This window comes from Okeania sp., from assembly GCF_983059655.1.
This window is the reverse complement of record NZ_CEZPJD010000034.1, coordinates 1-23,834: the sequence shown is the minus strand read 5'-3', so window position 1 is coordinate 23,834 and position 23,834 is coordinate 1. Positions and strand designations below refer to the sequence as shown.

Below are 23,834 nucleotides of genomic sequence, written 5' to 3'. Positions count from 1 at the left end.
CTAGCATTTTATTAGTACCTAAAAAGGCTAAAACATTTATCTGTAAAGAGTTTGAGATTTAATCAGCAAGCCCTAATTATTTAATAATTGATATCATGTCCGGATAATTAACGATCAAAAAAGTTTTTGTTTGTAGTAGGGCTTTAGCCCTTGAGATATCTATATTATTGCTAGAGCAATACTACGAGCTGTAATTATAACTATTCAACCGGACATGATATGAATTGTCGCTTAAGCAACTTTTAGTAATTGGTATAAAAGCGATCGCAAAGTGGAACGGAGTTTTATTGTTAATTCCAGAAATGATAATACCCATTCACTTTAGGGATGTCATACCAAATCCAGGTTCAAAAAAAGGTGTATGTATACTATTGAATTAATACCTTTTATTGTATGCGTATGTGGTATCATATCATGTCCGATTGAATAATTAGACTTTTGTAGAAGGAAGGCAGAAGGCAGGAGGTAGAAGGTTTTCTCCTATTGCTACCTTGATTTTATACACAAACGGTACTATTGAGCATAATATCGCAAATAGTTTCCAATTTTAAATGTTAGATAATTGCCCGAAACTATGGTACTATTAAGGTCTTTAGTAGATCAAACTTTAGTAGATCAAATCTAACTTCTAACTTTTGACTTCTTCTAATGTTGCTACTAATTGCTGAATATGATTTTTTTGATGGGTAGCCATTAGTGAAATGCGAATCCGACTGGTATTAACTGTAGGTGGACGAATGGCCGGAGCAAATATTCCTGCTTGTTTTAATTTCTCTCCTATTATTAATGCTTCGGCTGCATTTTTGAGAGGAAAGCAAATAATTGGCGATCGCTCATTCAAGTTTTTTTTCTCTACTCCTAACTGTTGATTTTCTGTTTCTAATAAATTCAATAAAGTCTCTAGATTTTGCCATAATTTGAGACGACGTTCTGGTTCTTTTTTAATAATTTTTATAGCTGTTAAAGCAGCAGCAGTATCTGCGGGAGTTAAGCCTGTTGTATATATCCAACTGGGTGTTCTATTTCTGAGAAATTCAATTAAATTTTTTGACCCAGCAACATAGCCTCCTAAACTTCCTAATGCTTTGCTAAGAGTTCCAATTTGTATTAATTCTTTTCCTGTACAGTTAAAATGTTCGACACAACCTGCTCCATTAATGCCAAATACTCCTGTAGCATGAGCTTCATCTACTAATAACATACTGTTATATTTTTCTGCTAAATCTAATAATAATGGCAGTTTACATAAATCGCCATCCATACTAAAAACACTATCTGTAATTATTAAGCTGCGACGATATTTTTCTCGATATTGTTCTAGTTTATTTGTTAAATCTTCAATATTATTGTGGCTATATTCAAGAGTTTCTGCACCACTAAGAATGGCTCCATTTTTTAGACTAGAATGATTATATTTATCTGATAAAATTAGGTCGCGTTTACTGACTACTGAAGATATTACACCTATATTTACTAAATATCCTGAACTAAAAACTAATGCTGTTTCTGTTTGTTTTAATTTGGCTATTTCAAGTTCTAATTCTTGATGTATTTCTCGATGACCTGTTAATAAACGAGAACCAGTACTACCCGTACCAAATTTTTTTGTTGCTTGAATAGCTGCCTCAATTAAACGCGGATCTCCTGCTAATCCTAAATAATCATTACTGGCAAAATTGATGAGTTTTTTTCCTTCTAGTTTTATAGTTGCGCCGGGAATACTTTCTATAGTTTTGACTGAACGATACCAGTTAGCTTTATGTATTGTCGATAGGGACTTTTCTATCCAATTATAGGGATTATTTGACATTTTTCTGATTTATTTTAACTGAAGTTTTATATAAAAAATATGCCTAGTTTGATTATATAGCGATTGGGAATCAAATTTCATTAATGGATAATTGATAATTACCTCTGGTTAAAACCGTTACGGAATTGAATATAAGGAAATATTATTAATGGATAATGGATAATGGATAATGGATAATGAAATATTTTTCTAACTCTCTAATACCATTTTTCAAAAGTCTTGCTACATCTCCTTGAAAGTAGGGAGTAGGGAGTAGGGAGTAGGGTGAAAATAGATAAGATATCTTGATTTAATGCTGATAATAGTCACAAACATTATTCAACTATTATTATTACTTAATAGCTGAAGTTTCATGGGAAGTATAGCATTATTTTTGATAATTGGTCTAACTCTCTAACTTTCTAACTTTCTAACTTTCTAACTCTTTAATTATCAATTATCAATTATCCATTGCTAAAGGGAGGCTTTAAACCAGAATTATTTAATTATTAATTATTCGGTAATAATTTTACTATTGCCTAAAAATAGAGAATATAGTGGTTTTTATATTCATAATACACAGTTTGTTCTGTCTTCTCTGTTTCCAAGATTTTACAATTTATATAATATTGATATAGCGTTTTCAAATGAGGTGTAAATATAGATTTAGTTTTTTCTAATAAAAAAACACTGCTTTGAGTTCATTATATCCTTGTATTTATTACTATTTTCCCCCCTTTACTATTCCCTATTCCCTATTCCCTATTCCCTTTTTCATAGCACTTGGTTTCCACATCTCATTTAGAAACGCTATATATACTTTGATATATTAGCAATTGCATATAAAATACTGCTGACTTTTTAGATTAATTTTTAGTAGGCAAATATTCAAGTCTTTGCTATAATAGAAAAACTGTCTAAAAATCAGCACCATGAATCAAAGAGTGCTAGAACAGCTGAGAAAATATTCCATTTTGTTCTTTAATTTAGTGAGGTAATAATGGCTAAACGCCGTAATCCAAAAAAAGAGAAAGCACAACGTAATCTGGCTTACGCACGGAAGTTTCGTAAGAAAAAAGGTACAGGTTTTTTTTCTAAGCGATATTCATCTAAGTTTTCATCTAACAATAATGAAAATGGTGGTAACGAGCAAAATTCAGAAGAAGCTGCTGCAGCAGATTAATAGTACATTTGACTATTCAAAGTTCCAACTGATAAATTTTGAGATGTAAAAAGTCAAATCTAGATTTGAGATTTAGTAACTTAAATCTAGATTATGACATTGAAGAAGGAAGAAGGAAGAAAAAATGGATTGGGATTCAAACCTCAACCAACTTCAACACCGTCTAAACGGTGGGATATTAAGCTTAAAATAAAAAGATAAAATTCAATTAAGTTGCCAATTTATGTTTGGCTATAGCAATTTCTTTTTTTACTTGCTCAAAACCTGTACCACCATAACTATTACGTGCAGATACTACTTGTTCAGGAGCGATCGCTTGATAAATATCTGCTGCAAATTTTGGATGTAATTCTTGCCATTCTTCTAGGGTTAAATCTTTTAACAATTTCTCAGTAGAAATACAAGTTTTCACAACTTTACCTACTAAATTATAAGCTTCTCGAAATGGTACGCCACGAGCTGCTAAATAATCGGCCACATCTGTGGCATTAGAAAAATCTTCTGAAACTGCTTCTGTTAAGCGATAACTATTAAACTGTAAACCTTCAGTGAGTAAAATTGTCATTGCTTCTAGACAACCTTTAACTGTTTTTATCGTGTCAAATAAACCTTCTTTATCTTCTTGTAAATCTTTATTATATGCTAGTGGCAGTCCCTTCATCACCACTAACATACCTTGTAAATGACCAAAAACCCGGCCTGTTTTTCCCCTAACTAACTCTGGCACATCAGGATTTTTCTTTTGAGGCATAATACTAGAACCTGTAGCGCAACTATCAGTTAAAGTAACAAACCTAAACTCTTCAGATGACCATAAAATTATTTCCTCTGCCAAACGACTTAAATGTACCATAATTATGCTAGCTGCACAGAGAAATTCAATAGCAAAATCTCGGTCACTTACCCCATCTAAACTATTAGCATAAGGCTTTTCAAAATTTAATAATTCAGCAGTATAGTGTCTATCTATAGGAAAAGTTGTACCTGCTAAAGCACCACAACCAAGAGGAGAAACATTCACTCGGCGATAAACATCTCCTAGTCTTTCCCAGTCCCTTTCAGCTTTGTGAAAATAAGCCAAAAGATGATGAGCTAAACTCAAAGGTTGCGCCCTTTGTAGATGAGTATAACCAGGAATTAAAATCTCTATATTAGATTCAGCTAACTCCAATAAACATGATTGAAATTTTCTTAATAAAACCCTTATTTGATCAATTTCTTCTCGTAAATAAAGTCTCGTATCAGTTCCTACTTGGTCATTTCTAGACCTAGCTGTATGTAATTTTTTACCAATATTTCCAGTAATTTCTGTAAGTCTTTTTTCCACAGCAAAGTGAACATCTTCCGCATCTACATCCGGGCAAAATTTTCCCTCTTGATATTCTTGACGAATTTGTTCTAAACCCTTAACTAACTTTTCACCTTCTTCTGCGGAAATAATACCTGTTTTAGCTAACATTTTTGTATGAGCGATCGAACCAGTAATATCGTACTCAATCAATTCAATGTCAAAACTAATACTGGCATTGAATTTAGCTATAGTAGGATGCAACGCCTTTTCAAATCTTTTGCTCCAGGTTTGTTTATCTTGCGTCATTTTGCAGATTTTTTTTCTATTTAACTCTATTCAGATGTTAGGTTTTATAGCAGTCTAAGGAAAAGACGCAGACATATCAAGAGATCAAAACTCAGACATCGCCAGCTTCTTCCTTCTCCCTTTATAATAGTTAGTAGTTATCAGCTTTTCCTCAACTCATGCTCCACTGGCCAGCATTTAGCTGGAGCGCTGAAAATTCAAGGGTTTAAGTCCTCCACTATATTTGAAAATTAGTGGTGCGTGTTAATGATGGATTAAAACCACCATTATACACCTTGAGAAGCTGATTGCTGATTGCTGATTGCTGAGTGCTACTTCAAGGCAAAATACTCTTAACCATCTAACCAATAAATAAACCAACTAATAGTGCCCAAACTTGACCACATTCTATAAAATTGTTCCAAGCTTTTTGCACATCAGACCATAAGTTTACATCAAGTTGTTGAGCCAAAAGTTGCCAACTATACAATATTTTTGGTCCTAACAAATCTAAATGATTAGTTTCATAAATAATATGATTCAAACCTGATGTAGTTGTGGAAATTATATTAATAATCATATATTTATTCTGCTGTAGAAGATTTTACTCTCATAACTACTAGAGTCATATCATCTGGATTTTGATTTCCTTCACCAACAAATTGTTTTACTTGAGCAAATAAGTAATTTAATATTTCTTGTGGTTCTTGATGATTTTGACACGCAAACTTGAAAGCTTCGCTCAATTTAATATCATCGTAACGATCGCCATTTTGATTAGCTGCATCTGTAAACCCATCTGTGTAATAAATAATAGTATCTCCTGGATTAAGTTTCACTTGTGCTTCATGGTATTCAGGGTCTACTTCTAAACCAACTAACATTCCCACAGTATCTAACTGTACGATAGAGTTACTAGCAGCTTGCCACAACATTGGAGGATGATGGGCCGCATTGCTGTAGGACAAAATGCTGGTTTCTGGATCGTACTCTGAATAAAACAAAGTCACAAACCTATGAGAACTTTCCAAGTCAGCATACATGACTTGGTTCAAATGTTGTAAGACTCGTGCTGGTGAGTGTCGGTTCAATACCTCAGCTCTCAACATTCCTCTAGTCATGGTCATAATTAAACCAGCAGGTACACCTTTTCCCATTACATCTCCAATCACAATACTCCAGCGACAGGGTTGCTGTTTTTTGTTTTTGGAATTCAACTGGTCGTAGTTGGAGGGAATAAAATCATAATAGTCTCCTCCAACTCGGTTTGCTGTTTGACAACGAGCAGCAAGGGTAATGCCAGGAATTTCTGGACATTCTGGAGGTAATAGTTGCAGTTGAATTTCTGCCCCTATTTCTAGTTCTCTGTCCAAACGTTCCTTTTCTCGTAAGGATGTAGCTAATTCATCATTAGCGATCGCTACTGCAGTCTGATCTGTTACTAGACGAATTAATTTTTCTCTAGCTGGTGTCCAGACATATTCTGGGTCGTGACTAAATACATATAGACGACCTCTTTCTGAGTTATTCACTAGAATTGATGCCCCAAATAATTGAACATCATTGCCTAGGTAGTTGCTAACTTGATAGTCCAAACTAGCTGTTTGAATTGAGATTTCCTGTAGTTCTGCGGGTAAGGTTGTTTCTGTGATAAACTGACTAGTTGCGACTTCTAATGCCTGGCGAATATCTTGACATTGGCGACCTTCTTGGCAGTGTAGTTGCTGGAACCTAACTTGACCATTGGGTTTAAATAATACCAGTGCCCCTCCATCAGCATCGGTTACTCGACAACCAATTAGAGGAATCAATTCTAGAAACTGATTGAGATTGTTGAAGCTACGCAGGGCAAAGCCAAGAGAACTTAATAAATCATTAACATTTTGTTGTTCTTTGTGTAAACGGGCCACCATTTCTTTGAGAGCATATACTGATGTTACTGATGAAGATGTCTCACTGGTAGTTTGGTCAGTTGGTTCGGGGTAGTTTCGATGTACTGGCACTATAGTCATTATGTTTTATATATAGATTTGATTTACTTAAAGTCTGTTGATGCTTGAGGGTTAGTGATATATTTTTAACTCAAGTTTTGCCAAGTCTGGGTTTGTTTAGTTGCTGTTACCTTTTCTCTGTCTTGTTTTGCTAAGAGTTTTGATGGGAGCTATTTGCTTCGGTGCTATGCCTTTTTTGAGTTAGATTTTTTTTAGATAGAAATTTATTCCCTAAATTTACTAGATTGATTTAGTTTATTAACTTATCCACAACATCTTCAGGATAAATGCCTAATATCATGTCCGGTTGAACAGTTATAAATAAACGACGAAGGAGTCAGGAGACAGGAGACAGGAGACAGGAGGGTAGAAAGAATAAAGAAGGAGAAAGTTTTTTTATGACTAATTATCCGAACATGATATAAGTCAACTCAATTTTATAGTTTTAGTATTTGATTTTTTTTTACCATAATTATCAAATTATCAGCTTAAAATAAATTATTACAGCGGAATTCATTTCAATAGACTACAAAATTATTTATTGGTTAGGGAAGTATTGAAGTTGTATGAAACGTCTGTAGGCAGTAGGCTAATTATTTGGCCACGGAGTATATTTATTGTCAAACCCCTATAATTTATGTTTTTTTTATCTAAAATAGTATTTTTTTCATAGATTATCTTTTAATTTATTAATTTTTGGTTGAATTACTATTTTTGTAAAATTTATGTTGAATTTTCTTGTTGAAAATTTGGAAATTTCTAATTCAACTTTGAGCAAATCAATGCTACAAAAATAATATAAGTTTGTGACAAATATAAAATAATATCAAGTATTACTACTCTAATTTTAACTAATATTCAATATTTTATTTTTTTCTAGGATTCGTTTATAAATATAGCAGTTGAAGCAAAAGTTAGGAAAGCTCAAAAGTTTAAAACATCAGACAACGTAAAAATTTTCTTTTTTCCTTCTTCCTGCTGCTATAAATATTATTTTTTATACGAAGAATAGCAAACAATAATTCAAGGTTCACTTACCAAACAACAATTTTGCCTATATCACTTATTTTCAGATTTAAAGTTATCAATAATATTCCTGTTAAATTGATTTTTTTCACATCTAGATTTTTCATGATTATTCATACTAATTATTACTAGATACTTAAATCAATATGTAGCTTGTTTATTTTGATTTATTGTAGTTTAAAGTAAATTTCCGGGATGATTCTTAATTAAAAAAATATCCTCAACACACTAACCTATAGAGGAAAATTAAAATTATAGATTCTGATGCCCCAGCTTAATTACTTCTACAATTATACTGAAAAATACATCCGTTTTTTTACGAATACTACTGTTATACCATTACCAAGAAATTGTAGTCTAAAACCTCCCCTTTTAAGAGAATAAAAAAGAGAATATTTCAGATTTCAAGCCTCTTGCTTTCCGTTTGTCATGCTCCGCAAACAGCTAGAGTTACTGATAACTGATGACTGATAGATAACTAAAATTACCCATATTCCATAGTAAGAGCGATGAATATCTAACCACTTAAAAGAGCTTCAACAAACTCATAACTAGAAAATGGACGGAGATCTTCTAGACTTTCTCCCACACCAATAAAACGAATAGGTAGACCCAGTTGCTTGACAACAGCTAATGCAACACCACCCTTAGCAGTTCCATCAAGTTTTGTCAATACTACTCCGCTAAGTTTAGCAGCTTTTGCAAATACTTCTGCTTGTCGTAAACCATTTTGACCAAGTGTAGCATCTAAAACCAGTAGAGATTCCACCACTGCATCTGGAGCTTTTTTCTCCACGATGCGGTGAATTTTACTTAGTTCGTCCATCAAATTTTTCTTGTTTTGTAGTCTTCCAGCAGTGTCCACCAGTAATAACTCTGTATTTCTGACTTGAGCAGCTACTATAGCATCAAACACTACTGCTGCTGGATCAGTATTCTTACCAGGATTAGCAATTACTTCTACTTCACTGCGTTGTCCCCAAATTTTCAACTGTTCTACTGCCGCTGCTCGAAATGTATCTGCTGCAGCAATTAAACATCTGTAGTTTGACTTGGTAGCTAAATGAGCAATTTTACCGATAGTTGTAGTTTTACCTGCCCCATTCACACCATTAACCAGCCAAATATTTAAGGTATCCTTTTCTGGGACAAAAGTTAGGTTGTAGGCAGGACTAATTGTTTCAGAATCTTGGAATGGCTTATCTAGAATATCTCGTAAAATGCTTTTCAGATAAGCGATCGCTTCTTCTGGCGGTAAAACTTCTTCACGCAATTTATTTTGCAGGGTTTCTATAACTAAATCTGTTGCTTCTACTCCCACATCAGCTTGTAGCAACATTGACTCTATTTCCATCACCGCATCTTGATTTAGCGGCCCTTGGCCAACAATTGCTCGTAATTGATTGAGTAAGTTGCGTCGAGTTCTATTTAAGCCTTGTCGTAATTTCTTCAGCCAAGAAATTTCTTCTACAGATACTTGTTCTGGACGACGTCCTTGAGCTGCTAAAATTTCTGCTGACCAGAGAAATGCTTCATCCAGTATTAGGGGGTCTATTTCTTCTACTTCATTTTCTACGGTTGTTTTCTGAAGAGTTTCTGGTTCAGGTTCTTCTATGGCAGTTTCTTTGAGACGTTCTACCCTTGCTTGTCTTTCTGCTTGAGCCTTAGCCCAGAAAGGTAGTTGTTCTGATGTTTGAGTTTCTTCAACAATTGAATCTGGCTTGACTTGAGTTTCTTCTTCGGTCGGTTTTGTTTGGCTAGAGGGGGTTTCCTCTACTATTGGGACCGGTTTAACCAGGGTATCTGCTTCTGTGGATTCTGTTTTTTCTGCTGCAATATGCTCTATTATTGGAAGAGGATTTGATATGATTAGCTCGTTTTTTGTCTCTGTTGAGGATGTTTCAATTTCTGGCTTTTCCTCTACATCAGAAGTCTCTGTAGCGATTTGAGATTCTTGTGAATCATTTTTTTTCTTTTCTTGAAGATTTTTGTAAGCTGCTTTAGCCCAACTCAAATAATCTTCTGTCGTCTGTCCTGACTCTTCTGTTGATTTTGCCTGTGATTCAACTTTATCTTCTACCTGTTCTTTCTGTTCTTTTTCAGCTTCAGGTTTAGGTGTCTCTTTTGAAGTTTTGTCTGAGCTGTCATTATATTGACGACGGAACCAATTAAAAACCATATTTATTTTTAGATATTACTATTTTATAGGGAATAGGGAATAGATATTAATATTAAACTGTACCTCACTTTTAGGGAATAGGGAATAGATATTAATATTAAACTGTACCTCACGCTTCCTAAAAAATGCTGTAAGGATTTTTTTAGCAGTTCTATAAATCTCAAAAACTTATCTAATTTTTCCATACCTGATGGGTTTTAGTCTGAGCTGAACCGTATTGAGACTTAAATATTTTTTAGTTATAAATTCTCTATTATTTATCTAGGGCTTACTGATTAAATCTAAAAGCATTTACAGATAAAGATTTTAGCTTTTTTACAGCGAAAAAATAGTGTAACTTTTTAAGCTTGAGCAAGCAAAAAGTTAGGATAAAAAGCATAATAATTACAGAAAAATCAAGGGATAAAATATCTGACTACCTCCTCTAAATTCACCATTCCTCCTGACTCCTGACTTCTACCTTAAGCATGCAGCTATTAGTATTCAGCTATTAGCAGTCAGCTCTCAGCAATAAAAATGAATGAAGCAAGCACTTACTTAACTTCTACTAAATAGGGTTTGCTGATTAAATATCAAAGTCTTTACTGATATTGGTTTTAGCCTTTTTAGATCAGAAATACCTGATTTTCGCCTCAGAAAGCTCAAAAGTGAGTATTCTGGCATATAGTTGGGCAGAGTTGGCAAGGGATAATTTTTCTGACTACCTCCTCTACAACTCCCTCCAACTCTTGATTCTTAGCTACTCCCTACTCCCTACTCCCTACTCCCTACTCCCTGCCGAGCGCAAAAAGACTAGTGAAGCGCAAACCCTAAATAAATTTTTAAACAAATAATTGAAGCACAAAAACAACAAGCTTAAATTATCCACTAAAAATAATAAAGCTGATAGCTGACGGCTGAATTCGTACCTCCTATCTTCAGACAAAAAGACTTTTTCAGCAAACTCTATATTATAGTTTTATACCCATTTTAAATAAAGAATATTATCAAGAATAAGTGTAATAAAAAAAACCGTGGAGAAGATGTTCCTTAGACTTTTCTTTTTCCTCATTTCTTCTTCTTTGTTCCTTCTGCTATACCCCAACTATTTGTAGCCAACATTTATCAATTTGGTATTAATGGGAGTGTAGCACCATAGTTTTTTTAAATAATTATTGTCAAAGCAAAGACCTTAATTTTAACTTTTGACTTTAACTATATGTAGCAGTCGAAGCAAAGGTTAGGACAGATCAAAAGCTTAAAACTCAGACAAAGTAATACTTTTTCTTATTCCTTCTCCCTTCTTCCTTCTTACTTCTCCCTTCTTTCTTCTTACTTCTCCCTTCTTTCTTCTTACTTCTCCCTTCTTACTTTTGACTTTTGACTTTTGACTTTTGACTTTTGACTTCTTCCTTCTTTCTTCTGCTATAACTTTTCAAACTAAATTAATTTTATTTACCACTCTTCGCAATACCCCATTAATAAACCTATACCCATCTTCACTACTATAACGCTTGGCTAATTTTACAGCTTCATTAATTGCCACTTGTTCTTGAATGCCAATAAACATCATTTCTGCCACTGCAATTCTGAGAATATCTATATCTATTCTAGGTAGACGTTCTATTTGCCAATCTACTATTGATTCTCTCAATAAATTATCAATTTCTTCCTTATTGTCATTCACCTTTGTCAGAACTTCTAAAGCATACTTGCGAACTTCTGGTTGATTAGTTAGTTGAATTAGTTCTGGTAACTCCACAGCAGTGCCAATACGATTAATTGCCGTTTGGCCCAATTCTACTGCTTCGTGGACCATTGAACTTGCGCTTTGAATATCACTAGCACTAATTTGACTATTAAGGAGGCGATCGCTCCCTCTCTGTAATTCTGCTGCGGCAGTTTCTAAAATATCTTGGACTTCAGTTCTGAGAGTCCTAACTGCTGCTAATATGACTTCTTGAAGTTGCTTTTTTTCTAAACTCCCTGAATTACTTGGTAATTGACTTAGTCCAAGCAGAGCTAGTTCGCGAGCTGTAGAGCGAGGAGCTTTGTTCATAATTTTTGATATCTTTTTATCTTTTTAGTGACGGGTTTAATTCCCCACTATCTACAGGGGTGCTGAAAATTGTTCGGGGTTATCAGACATGAAGTGGCCAGTTATTGACTATTCCCATGCAATTCTTGATGTGCATTCCCTATCTTGGTCAGCATTCCCTTGCGTCTGAAGCCGACGGGGAGTCGCACCGCTTCTGCCTTCTGCCTTTTTCAATATAACTCCTTCAATCCTCTTCAGTGGAAAATTTTTGATAGTCTTCTCTATCTAAAAGTAGAGGTTTGAGTCGATCATTTGATTTTTTTTCTGGACGTACTGATTGATTTGGAGTTACTATTCCACCTGATATGAGAACTTTAAACGCATCTTCCACTGACATTGAAACGTTAAGCACATCTTTTTCTGGCACTATGGCATACCAACCAGATGTAGGGTTAGGAGTAGTTGGAATAAAAAGACTTAGCATTGAGTCTCCTAGATGAGATTTAATTTGACTACTAATCGTACCAGTGACAAAAGCTATAGTCCAAACTCCCTGACGCGGATATTCTACAAGTACCACGCGACGAAATTTTTCGTTAGAATCCTTGAGTAGAGTTTCTAAGATTTGCTTGAGAGTGCCGTAGACTGACCCTGCAAATGGAATAGCTTGTAATATTCGCTCGCCTACATCTAATAACCATCTTCCAGCAATATTTCGGGCCATCAGCCCAATCACTAGAATACTTAGCAATGGTACTGCTAGTCCTACTAAGAAATTTAGTAGACCCACTAAAGCTGGGTGTAAACCATCGAAGGGATTGATTTGCTTAGGAATCTTGGTCAAAAAATCTATTACCCACCGAGCAATAGTTATGGTCAACCAAATTGTTGTAGCTAATGGTATAACTACCAGTAGACCGGCAATTAGGTCGTTTTTTAAATCCTGCCTTATGCGTTGGAACACTGTTTACCCATTTCCTCTTGACATACTCCCGGCGCTGAATTAAAAATTACAGCGCAGGATTCTCACGCATCTGTGATTCTTGATTCAGCGACACCACTTGCTGTTTCAGGTTGCCCATCTACAGAAGAGGTGGTAGTCTCCTCAAGCGTTCCCGAATACTCGGAGGTTCCTGAATGCCCTTCAGTACCTTTGATTTCATTCCACTCTACACCTAGAATCTTCATCCCTTTATTTAAAATGTTCCATGCTGCATTTGTATCCCGACATATTTCACTCTTGCATTTAGGACATTGATGAGTTCTAGTACTGAGAGATTTCTTCACTCGATGACCACAACTTGAACAGTCTTGGGATGTATAATTCGGTGTCACGGCAATTACTGTCTTGTCCCAAATGTGGCAAAAATAATCTACCCATTGAGTGAATTGATACCAACTTGCATCAGAGATAGACTTGGCCAGATGATGGTTCTTAACCATGTTTTGTATCTTTAGGTCCTCGTAGACAACCACATCATTAGAGTTGACTACGCACCGGGCTAACTTCACTGCCCAGTCTTTACGCTGTCTAGTCACCTTCAGATGGCACTTCCCCAGTCTCATCCTGGCTTTGTGGTAATTGTTTGATTGAGGTTTTTTACCTTTAACAAACTTTCTTGAGAGTTGTCGCTGTAGTTTCTTGATTCGCTTTTGAGCTTGTCTTAAATACTTGGGATAGATAGCTGCATTGTCGTTTTGGTCTTTGTAGAAATACTTCAGACCCAAATCTATACCTACTACATTCCCTGTATAATTTCCCACTTTTTTACGATTAACATCAAAACAGAATTGAGCATAATAACCATCAGCTCGTCTGACAACTCTGACCCGGTTAACTTTGAGCCTAAATAAGTCCTCTCTGGTTTGATGATTACAGAATAGAGAGAACCTACCTGCTTGAAAACCATCGGTGAAGTTAATAGTTAAACAATCTTGTGATAACTTCCAACCTGTAGTTTTATACTCAACTGAGCGAGAATGTTTTTTGAATTGAGGATAACCTTTGTTTTTGGCTCCCTCTCTACAGCGACGATAGAAGCTAGAGATTGAATTCCAAGCTCTCTGTGCTGATGCTTGACGCGCCATTGAGTTTAATTTTTTGGCAAAAGGAAACTCATCAGCCAGTTCTTTACACAACAGAGACAGACGAGCCTGATTTACATCAGGCTCATCTCACCATAATCTAACTGCTTTATTTCTAATGAATTGAGCAGTTCTTATAGCCTGTTCTAAGGCAAGATATTGTACCTTGGACCCGTTTAATAGCTTGGCTTCTCTAGTAATCATATTTTTATTTTACCATAAATAAATGTAGATAACCAAAAGTTGTGCATTCTTTTTTTGTTGGTCGCAATTCATTAGGGGCTGTGTGCAGAATTTAGTTTCGCACCTTGAAAGCCCCGTCCCAAAAAAAACTAGCGTTATGGTGTGGGCATTCTTGCTCCATTTAGGTAATCATTGGGTATAACTCGTCCTTATGCATGACTTTTTATTCAACTTTTTGAAATTGAAATAAATAAATATAGTATTTTGCTACTGAATATAATTATATCTAGAAGAGATACTCACAACATCAAAACACCAGAAAAATTATCATCCTGTGCAGCACTCCCCCAAAACCCAAAAAAAGTGATGATAGGGAAAATTTTCACTCCATCAACACTATTGCTTATGCAGAAGCGATCACTATATTTACAAATAAAATCATCATTTTCTCAAGCTCCAAAAAAACGGCAAGGCTTTACCCGTTGCTTCCCCAAAAAAATTATGATAATATGTAATTATTGGGTATCCTTCTTCCCTGTGCATGACTTTTTATTCAACGCCAAAAATAGTATTTCACAACGATTTATAGCAGTTTTAAAATAGATAGACTACAGTGCTCAAAGCATTCTCCTACTCCCTATTTTCTAACCTCAAATAATTTTCTAGTCTACTTAAATAAAAACCGCTGCAATAAGTTCTATGAATAATTTTCGTTTTCATCAAGATACCATTACAGAGGTAAAAGAAAGAGCTGACATTTATGATGTTATCTCAGAGCATATTGTATTAAAAAAGCGAGGTAAAGATTATGTAGGATTATGCCCTTTTCATGACGAAAAAACTCCTAGCTTTACTGTTAGTACCAGTAAACAAATGTACTATTGTTTTGGCTGTGGTGCAGGTGGTAATGTTTTGAAATTTATGATGGAAGTTGGTAAGTCTTCTTTTAGCGATGTAGTCTTAGATTTAGCCAGACGTTATCAAATACAAATTAAAACGGAATTACCAGAAAATAGACAAGAGTTTCAACGTCAAATTTCTCTGCGGGAACAACTTTATGAAATTTTGGCAATGGCTAATAGTTTTTATCAACACGCTTTGAGACAATCACAGGGAAAAAATGCTTTAGAGTACTTAAAATTTTCACGTCAAATTACAGAAGAAACTATTCAAAAATTTCAACTGGGTTATGCTCCTAATGGTTGGGAAACTATTTATGGTTATTTGGTGGAACAAAAAGGTTTTCCCGTAGAATTAGTGGAGAAAGCAGGATTAATTTTACCTAGAAAATCAGGTAATAGTTATTATGATAGATTTCGCGATCGCTTGATGATTCCGATTAATGATGTGCAAGGTAGAGTTATTGGTTTTGGTGGGAGAACTCTGAGTGATGAACAACCTAAATATTTAAATTCTCCTGAAACTGAATTATTTGATAAGGGTAAAACTTTATTTTGTTTGGATAAGGCAAAAACTGCTATTTCTAAACAGGATAAAGCTGTGGTTGTGGAAGGATATTTTGATGCAATTGCTCTCCATGCTGCGGGAATTAATAATGTTGTTGCTTCTCTAGGTACAGCATTAAGTTCTATTCAAATTAAACAACTTTTACGTTATACAGAGTCTAAACAAATTATCTTAAATTTTGATGCTGACCGAGCGGGTATTCAAGCTACTGACCGGGCAATTGGAGAAGTAGAAAATCTTGCTTATAGTGGGGACGTTCAACTGCGAATATTGAATATTCCTCATGGGAAAGATGCTGATGAATATTTGCAAAATTATTCTGCTGAAAAGTATCGGGAATTATTAGTTAATTCTCCACTATGGATTGACTGGCAAATTCAAAATATTGCAGTAAATAAAAATTTGGGTTTAGCTGATGAGTATGGTCAAGCAACTCAACAAATAATTAAAATTTTAACGAAAATAACTAACGATAATCAGCTTACTTATTATCTTCAATATTGTGCAGATATTTTGAGTCAGGGAGATTCTCGCAAAGTTTCATTAGTTACTGAAAATTTGTTGAATCAAGTTATTATTCATTGGAAAAAGCTCTTGACTAATAACGAGCTTTTATCTGCACCATTGCTAGTAGCAAAACAGTTAAAATATTATCGACAAAATAGTAGAATTTCTACTAAAGCGAAAAATAAGACTTCACAAAAAGTTTTATCTCCATCTACAGAACGTAGTTTATTAGAAGAAGCAGAATATTTATTATTGCGTATTTATTTACATTGCCCTAAATATCGTCAAGATGTGAAAGATGCAATGGAGGCTAGAGATTTACAGTTTAGTTTGTCTCACAATCGATTTTTGTGGCAGCAAATTATTTATGTAGAAAATATGTCTGAATATCAAATTACTGACTCAGATGATTTAATTTCAAAATTACAAGATAGTTGTTTAGAAGTTCCAGATCAACTATCAGAAGTAGAACATCTTTTTCATTTAGATGAAAAGACAAAGAAAAATCTTCTTAGAGCACCTTTAGAAATTCGTTCTACTATAGCAACTATAGAATTAGTTATGTGTAAAAAACGTCGTACTGCTGTTTTAAGTATGTGGCAAAAGACTGATTTATCCACTGATTCGGAATTGGCTAAAAAGTATCAAGAAAAATTCTATTCAGAATCAGAGTGGATTCAGGAATTGGAGAGATTAAGAAGCACCACTATATATGATTTAATACAAGTACCTCTAGGGGAATTAAATAAATAAACAATTCCTTGTTTTTATATACAGCAATTCTAAATAGTTTGTGACAAATCAAAAAGTAGATAAAAAAACTGAAACTCCCTCCTGTTGCCAGATGAGCTGTTGCCTGTTGTCTAAAAGCAGTAAGATTTTTATACACAAATAAAATAGGGTTGCTATATCCTGATATTTTTTACAAATCATTTAGAATTATCATAGTTATACCAATTTGATAAGTGTTTGTTACAAATAGTAGAAGTAAGGAAGAAGGATAAAATTTTGAAAAAAAGGTAAAAACAATAGAAATAACTATCTAAAGTGAACGGAAACCACTATTTTTAAGCATATCTGATTGAGAGGCACTTTTCATAGCATTCTTTTTTCACGCTTGGTATTATAATAATTTATTTATTTTATAGCAATTGAAAGGTAAGCATTTCCTGCGGACTGCTACGTAAACAGCTATTAGCTTTTAGCAGTAAGCTCTCATGAGGGGATTTTAATGAATATAGATTTTATACCAAACCAAATTGAAATGAAACTGCATAGAATAATATTTCAAGCATAATTAACCGCAGGTAAGCGTAGATAAAGATAGATCGATTTAATGAATTTCATTATTCTATACAACCTAAGCATTCAGTTAAGTAGGATGTTGCAAAAAAACAGAAGTATAGCAATGTGCGCTGGCATATTTACAAATTGCAGGAAGTGTCCAATAGCTAAAAGTCTTATATGATAAGCTTTTTATTCCCCCTGTTGCCTGTTGCCTATTGCCTGTTGCCTGCGCGCAGCGCTATATCTAACAAAAAGTAAACTTGCCCAACACACTCTTCCCTTCTGCCCTCAGCATAAGTGCCTTTACATAACGATAATTTTAAACACCGACCTACTTAGCTCGTATTCAGCTATCAGCTTTTGAAAGAAAGAATCAAACAATGACCAAGGGTAGCTCAAAGGACTATTTCATTTCCTGCGGAATGCTGCGCAAACACATTTTACTCCTTAAATACTGGAGTTTAGACTAAATTTTGGGGTCTTCAGATAATTTGCTCAGAAGCAATGAAGACTTGACACTCAGAACCCTTGGAAAATATCAGGGGTGCAGATGTTTTCAATGAATAATGATTATTGTTCTTTTTTGGCGAGGCAAGGGTGAAGCTGACATTATTCAAACTATTCAAAAAGTCTTTCCAGGGCACAATTAATATCATGTCCGGTTGAATACTTATTATTAAAATAGTAGGGGAGTGGGGAGTAAGGGAGTAGGGAAAATAGAAAGATTTATTGTTTAAGCACTTATGATCAGTTTTTTCCAGATCGCTCTTATCCGGACATGATATAACCCATAGCACAAGCTGTGGATAATTGACTGAAAAGTCTTTGCAATGCTGCAATGCGAAATAGTTTCAGTCTTGTTGGCCTATCTGACTATTCTCCCTCGGCAAGTTTCCGGCCTGCCTTAATTAGTCTAAACTCCAGTAAATAGAGCTTGCTGATTAAATATCAAAGCATTTATAGACAAAGGTTTTAGCATTTTTAGGTCTAAAAAAGTGCGCAAGTTTTCAGTCTAAAATACTCAAAAAGGAGCGCATTTTGGGAGGATTATGGCAGAACAATCAAGGTACTATTCTTCTGACTATTTCTTCTATAATTCCCATTCCTCCTGACTTCACCGATTCAACGATTCTGCCTCCTACCCTTACCAAAAAACTTTATGAGCGCAAACCCTAAATACTAATTCCTTCTTCCAAGATAATGACTTAATCACTCATAGCTGATGGCCGAATGCTTACATTGAAGGAAAAAGTACGGACATATTAAAAGCTAATATCAAATGTTTTAATTCATTTTAATAAGCACCTACGCAGAGCGACAGACTTGCTATCAATATACATCAAAATTGACCGTTCAGCAAAAACCCTGTATTTATTACATATCAATACTTGTAGCGTTTATTAAAAGATTGCTTATACAGGCACGAAATCGCAATTTTTCCCTAAAATATGGCTTTATGTAGCTCATTTGAACTTTTTTTGTCAAAATTAGTTTAAATTATAAATATGTTAATCAATTAGTTATAAGTTTAATTAATACAAACTAATTTATGTATTCTTATAGGGTTATGGGCAAGGCAAAAGTCAAAAATAATCTATGATTGAGTTCGATCATTTAGAAATGTCCTAAATCTTTGCTTCGATTGCAATAAAACTCAGATAACACAAAATTTTTCCTTCTTCCTTACCTTCATAAATACTAGTTTTGTTGATCGCCAGATTTAGTATTACTCGCACATATTTAAAATAAAGAAGGGAAGATTGAAATAAATGTACTTCACTTTTATTTCTGCTCATTCCCTCTTTACTTATTACGTAACCATTCAGCCATCAGCGACTAGCTTTCAGAAATTAGTAGCTTGAAGATTTGAGTAATTATAGAGCTGTGAGCAACAAGTAGCTAATGTATTTTTTACTTTTAATTCTGTGAAATCTTTCAACTCTGATTCATCCTTCAGGGGCAATTAAGTTAATAGCTGATGCTGATAGCTGACACCTGAATGCTTCTTACCTTATTACCTCAAATCAAGCAAATTAAAATTAATCACAAAAGAGCGTATCTCTTGTGTCATTACCCGTAATAGGATTCGTACCTTGCGCTATTTTACATAACTCCTTTTGAGTATCTTCTCGTAAAAAGGCATCTGTAAAATCTGCTCCATCAATAATTGCACCACGGAATTGAGTATGAAAAGCAAAAGCACCCTCTAAAATAGCATTAGTCAAATTTGCTTTGTTAAAAATCGCGTTATCCAAAGTAGAGTAGCTCAGATTAGCTCCTGCTAAATTCGCTCCTTCTAGATGAGCGCCAAATAAACTAACACCACTTAAATTTGAATTACTGAAGTCACTTTTACGCAGAATTGATTTTGTAAATGAATCATCAGTTAAATCTCGACCAGAAAAATCAACACCTACTAAAATTTGCTTGTTATACTCATCAGCTAGAGTGGGTGTCAGGTTAGTAAATGTTAAGGCAGTTATTGCCCCAATAGTAATGAGATATACTATTAGTGAAAAGACGAAGTTGACTAAAATTTGGGAAGTTTTTTGTTGTCTAAAATTCATACTACTTCTGTCTAAATTACTCCAGGCAGTTCATAACCATCATAAGAAGAATAAACCAAAATGAGCTTTTATTCATCTGGGCAATCTGCTTCTTCCTCAAAAATTGATACAGGTCTGTTGGGAGAAAATTTAGTGACAAAATGGTTAACTCAAGAAGGTTGGCAAATACTCCATCGACGGTGGCAATGTCGCTGGGGAGAGTTAGATATTATTGCCCTAAAAACTTTTCCTTTGGAAGATAAACCAGCTCAAAAATTTCCAATTCTAGCTTTTGTAGAGGTAAAAACTCGTAGTCGGGGTAACTGGGATAAAAATGGTTTACTAGCAGTTACAGAAACAAAACAAGCTAAGTTGTGGCAAACCGCAGAAATATTTTTGAGCGATCGCCCAGAATTAGCAGATTGTTCTTGTAGATTTGATGTAGCTTTAGTCAAGTGTAATTATACTCAAAAAGATTATCCTCAATCTAAATTTTTATCATTAGAGGAGCAACTATCTAAGTTAACTATTAAAGTCGGATATTCTGTAAAATTAGCAGGTTATCAACTTGTGTTGCAAAATTATATTCCTTCTGCCTTTATTTCTACGTCTTATCTGGACTAAGTTTATTTTAAATGGCGTTGTTGAATAGTTTTTGAATAACAGTATGATTTTTAGTAGTGAGTAGAGTTATAGTTAATAAATTCTGTGACTAATTTTTATCCAAGAGTTAAAACCTACATTCCGCACGACAAAATGTAATATAAAGACAAGTAGTCAATAGTCAGTAGCCAGTAGTCAGTAGAAAATGATGTGCAGCTTATGTCTGGGTTTATCTTGTATTTATACTTAATATTTTCCTGAAATTTTGACTCCTGAAAAAGGTCAATGACAATGATTTATATAGTATAAATACTTAACCAAGTTATCATTATTCATACTACTTTTAATGCTACGCTCTTGACGTGCGGAATGTGAGTTAAAGCCGCCTATTGCAGGATGGCGGAAATAACTAACCAGTTACGAAATCCTGAAACAATTACAAATCAAAAATGATTGACTTGTAACTTTTGAATTTTAACTTCCGCGTAGTCGCACTAGTCTCTTCTTTATTTTGATATGTTTGTAGGCTAGAATGAGAGGCAACATAAATCCAAATTACTTCTACTTCTTACGTTTACAAGCCTCTAAAATGTAGAATGCTATGCAAATGAGTAAAGTAATTAAAATTATAAAGAATAAATTAAATGTGTTTTACTCCTGTTGTACCCGTACTAACATCATTATTATACAGGTACAAATTAAAGACTAAGAGTAAAACTATAAGTTCAACCTAAAGTTTCGGGACAATACCCTAAACCCTTGACAAATTGGGTACGAAATGCCTCTATTTCCTCTCGATTTGGTTGGCCATGAGATACTACTGCTACCTGATAGCGTCTCATGACACTCAAAGGTGATTGTCCAGTCTCCAGACCCCACAACGCCATTCTAATACGGATATCAGGCTCATAAGGTATTCCTAATTCATTCATGAAAGCCCGAAAATCTCCATGTTTTTCAGGACTTAAGTAGTGACTCATTTTAATTTTTACTACCCAACCATCAATTTGATGAATCACAGTCATAAATTGAAGCGGTAGTTGATGAGTAATGCATAGATATTCAACTACTCTCAGACAGAGGCTAGTATTTGCTATAAAGTAAAGGTATTCCATCTCAATCTAACTATTACCGCTGAAAACTACTGCTTTTCCCTCGGTTTAACCTCTAAATCTTTTGCTACTACAGAGGAAAAATTCAAAGGTAATGAAAAACGGTTGTAGGGAGCGGGGCGGATGTTGCCGCTTCCCAGTTAATAAACTAGGTGTATGTTCTAGAATGTCTAGAGTTTTGAGCTAGACTCTCGATCTGTTATTTTTCACTACAGATATATCTTGCTCTACACTCTGAAAATTAATTCTGTACTTATATACTCTATATTTTCTCTTAATGTGTAGCATATCACTAGGGGAAAAGTACCCTAATTTATCTGGGGGATTTTACCCAATGATGAGTTATATAATTAGTAATATGACTGAGGTTGATTGGTCTATTGATGCTTATGACTATGAACTGCCCCAAGAGCTAATTGCTCAAAACCCTGTCGTCCCCAGGGATAGTTCTAGTTTAATGGTTGTAGATTCACTTACACATCATAATTGTACTTTTAGAGATTTACCAGATTTACTCCTACCAGGAGACCTACTGGTTTTGAATAATACTCGTGTTATTCCTGGGAGGCTTTATGGCCACAAAACTACTGGCGCTCGGGTAGAAATATTGTTGCTCAAACCGATGGAAAATGATTGTTGGCTGGCTTTAGTCAAACCTGGTAAACGTTTTAGCAATGGTACAACAATTGAATTTGAACCTAATTCATCTTTTGGCGGTGGCTATAAGTTACAGGCAACAGTATTGTCAACAGATAGAGAAACCGGTGGGCGCTTTTTACAATTTAACTTACCTCAAGGAATGTCTTTAATAGAGTTGCTAGACCAATTTGGTCATGTGCCCTTTCCACCTTATGTTACAGACTCACAGGCTTTTACAGAACAATATCAAACTGTATATAGTAAAGTGTCAGGAGCTATCGCTGCCCCTACTGCTGGTTTACATTTTACTGATGAATTACTTGAAAAACTAGAACAAAAAAATATTAGACTAGCTTTCATCACATTACACGTTGGTCTTGGTACATTTCGGCCAGTGGAGACTAAAGACATTACTAATCATGATATGCACGAGGAATGGCTTGAGGTTTCGTCATTAGTTGTAGACAAAATTAATCAAACAAAATCTCAAGGTGGACGTATCATTGCAGTGGGAACAACAGTAGTTAGAGCTCTTGAGGGAGCAGCACTAGCTAATCAGAATAATAATAGTAAAGAACTTTCTCTATTACCATTTTCTGGTTATACCAATATATTTATTTACCCTGGCTACAAGTGGCAAATAGTAGAAGGTCTAATCACTAATTTTCATCTACCACGCTCCAGTTTGCTTATGCTTGTAAGCGCAATGATAGGTAGAGAACGCCTTTTCAGCTTATATCAGGAGGCGATCGCCAAAAAGTATCGCTTTTATTCTTTTGGTGATGCGATGTTAATTTTGCCACCTGCTAGGATCAATTAGTCTAGTGGTTGAAAATATTTCGAGAATTGGACATTCAATCCCCAATTCTCTGATTGATTAATCCTCTTCCTCTTCTTCCTCAGCACTTGGATATACAAAACTGTGGGAACGTTGAGTGAGAACTGATTTCCCTAAAGATAGCGCCTTCTGTGCTTCCAGCCTTGCTTTGCGCTTCCACTGAGCTTTTCGCATATTTGTCTTAGACTTGGAAGTTCTCTTCTTTGGTACAGCCATGAAAATTATTGTATAGATATTTATAGACAGACTACTATAGTACCTTAATTTTAGTAACTATGGAAGACCTCTATAGAACCTATTTGGGCATTGCATAATTGTGGGATGATTTGATAAGAGAGGATCGACTATCATCCCCGTGTCTCCGTGTCTCCGTGTCCCCGTGTCGGTCTCAATCATCCCAGTATTCAGCAACGCCCCTATTTGATACCTATCTATATTGTCTAAGTCATTTGGTATCTTTGCCCGCGATTAAGTTTTTGAGTTACCTAAAAATTCAGGGGAAGATCCATGCTTCTCATTTTATTAAGCTCCTGAAACGGCGTGCCAAAAGATTTTCCGTTGCATCCTCACCAAAATTGTGATATTCTATGGCTTATAAGGTGTCGTTCGCCTATACGCATGACTTTTTATTCAACTAAGTTCTTGGTGAAGCTCCCATCATGGGTATTCAGGAATTTTCCCCATATCCTCATCTTGTCACGCTCCCATAAATGCTTGTTTTTCCCTCATCAAATCTTTCCATCCATCACTCGGTAGTGCATCAAGAAAGTGTGGGAATGATAAGATGAGTATTGTCCCTAAATACT

The 23,834-nt window shown here is 34.8% G+C and carries 15 protein-coding genes; 4 read left to right on the top strand and 11 right to left on the bottom strand.

The genetic code is table 11. The features are described 5' to 3' along the window. Positions 1-628 precede the first annotated feature (628 nt). Positions 629-1,810 carry an 8-amino-7-oxononanoate synthase gene (gene bioF / locus AC3DU7_RS04060; protein WP_488038077.1) on the bottom strand — a complete coding sequence of 394 codons (1,182 nt, stop codon included), beginning with the start codon at positions 1,808-1,810 and terminating at the stop codon, positions 629-631. Positions 1,811-2,789: 979 nt separating this feature from the next. Between bioF and AC3DU7_RS04055 the strand changes: the two genes are divergently transcribed. After that, positions 2,790-2,972: a hypothetical protein gene (locus AC3DU7_RS04055; RefSeq protein WP_488038076.1), complete on the top strand. Its 183-nt coding sequence runs from the start codon at positions 2,790-2,792 to the stop codon at positions 2,970-2,972. A gap of 208 nt (positions 2,973-3,180) precedes the next feature. Here AC3DU7_RS04055 and argH read toward each other — a convergent pair whose 3' ends face one another. The 7 genes from argH to AC3DU7_RS04020 all read right to left on the bottom strand — a co-directional run bounded on the left by argH (position 3,181) and on the right by AC3DU7_RS04020 (position 13,849). Continuing rightward, the gene (gene argH / locus AC3DU7_RS04050) at positions 3,181-4,569 is read right to left on the bottom strand and encodes an argininosuccinate lyase (RefSeq protein WP_488038075.1); all 1,389 of its coding nucleotides are present in this window, start codon (positions 4,567-4,569) and stop codon (positions 3,181-3,183) included. A gap of 340 nt (positions 4,570-4,909) precedes the next feature. Further along, entirely contained in the window at positions 4,910-5,128 is a 219-nt protein-coding gene (locus AC3DU7_RS04045) for a hypothetical protein (protein ID WP_488038074.1), read from the bottom strand. Positions 5,129-5,132: 4 nt separating this feature from the next. Continuing rightward, complete coding sequence (locus AC3DU7_RS04040; RefSeq protein ID WP_488038073.1) at positions 5,133-6,560, bottom strand: GAF domain-containing SpoIIE family protein phosphatase; 1,428 nt, start codon at positions 6,558-6,560, stop codon at positions 5,133-5,135. Between the two features lie 1,522 nt (positions 6,561-8,082). After that, complete coding sequence (gene ftsY, locus AC3DU7_RS04035; RefSeq protein WP_488038072.1) at positions 8,083-9,744, bottom strand: signal recognition particle-docking protein FtsY; 1,662 nt, start codon at positions 9,742-9,744, stop codon at positions 8,083-8,085. 1,414 nt (positions 9,745-11,158) lie between these two features. Next, a complete protein-coding gene (nusB, locus tag AC3DU7_RS04030) occupies positions 11,159-11,782 on the bottom strand; it encodes a transcription antitermination factor NusB (RefSeq protein WP_488038071.1) in 624 nt (207 codons plus the stop codon). Between the two features lie 223 nt (positions 11,783-12,005). Continuing rightward, positions 12,006-12,725: a DUF502 domain-containing protein gene (locus tag AC3DU7_RS04025; protein WP_488038070.1), complete on the bottom strand. Its 720-nt coding sequence runs from the start codon at positions 12,723-12,725 to the stop codon at positions 12,006-12,008. 62 nt (positions 12,726-12,787) lie between these two features. Then, positions 12,788-13,849: an RNA-guided endonuclease InsQ/TnpB family protein gene (locus tag AC3DU7_RS04020; RefSeq protein WP_488038069.1), complete on the bottom strand. Its 1,062-nt coding sequence runs from the start codon at positions 13,847-13,849 to the stop codon at positions 12,788-12,790. 879 nt (positions 13,850-14,728) lie between these two features. On the opposite strand from AC3DU7_RS04020, the gene dnaG reads away from it, so the two are divergent. Next, the gene (dnaG, locus tag AC3DU7_RS04015) at positions 14,729-16,756 is read left to right on the top strand and encodes a DNA primase (protein WP_488038068.1); all 2,028 of its coding nucleotides are present in this window, start codon (positions 14,729-14,731) and stop codon (positions 16,754-16,756) included. 2,573 nt (positions 16,757-19,329) lie between these two features. Here the strand turns inward: dnaG and AC3DU7_RS04010 are convergent. Then, the gene (locus AC3DU7_RS04010; protein ID WP_488038067.1) at positions 19,330-19,857 is read right to left on the bottom strand and encodes a pentapeptide repeat-containing protein; all 528 of its coding nucleotides are present in this window, start codon (positions 19,855-19,857) and stop codon (positions 19,330-19,332) included. Between the two features lie 60 nt (positions 19,858-19,917). Between AC3DU7_RS04010 and AC3DU7_RS04005 the strand changes: the two genes are divergently transcribed. Next, positions 19,918-20,460: a YraN family protein gene (locus AC3DU7_RS04005; protein WP_488038066.1), complete on the top strand. Its 543-nt coding sequence runs from the start codon at positions 19,918-19,920 to the stop codon at positions 20,458-20,460. A gap of 704 nt (positions 20,461-21,164) precedes the next feature. Here the strand turns inward: AC3DU7_RS04005 and AC3DU7_RS04000 are convergent. Continuing rightward, positions 21,165-21,554 carry a hypothetical protein gene (locus AC3DU7_RS04000; protein WP_488038065.1) on the bottom strand — a complete coding sequence of 130 codons (390 nt, stop codon included), beginning with the start codon at positions 21,552-21,554 and terminating at the stop codon, positions 21,165-21,167. Positions 21,555-21,909: 355 nt separating this feature from the next. On the opposite strand from AC3DU7_RS04000, the gene queA reads away from it, so the two are divergent. After that, positions 21,910-23,010: a tRNA preQ1(34) S-adenosylmethionine ribosyltransferase-isomerase QueA gene (gene queA / locus AC3DU7_RS03995; protein WP_488038078.1), complete on the top strand. Its 1,101-nt coding sequence runs from the start codon at positions 21,910-21,912 to the stop codon at positions 23,008-23,010. Positions 23,011-23,067: 57 nt separating this feature from the next. Here the strand turns inward: queA and rpmF are convergent, their stop codons facing one another. Then, complete coding sequence (rpmF, locus tag AC3DU7_RS03990; protein ID WP_287521924.1) at positions 23,068-23,244, bottom strand: 50S ribosomal protein L32; 177 nt, start codon at positions 23,242-23,244, stop codon at positions 23,068-23,070. Positions 23,245-23,834: the final 590 nt, after the last annotated feature.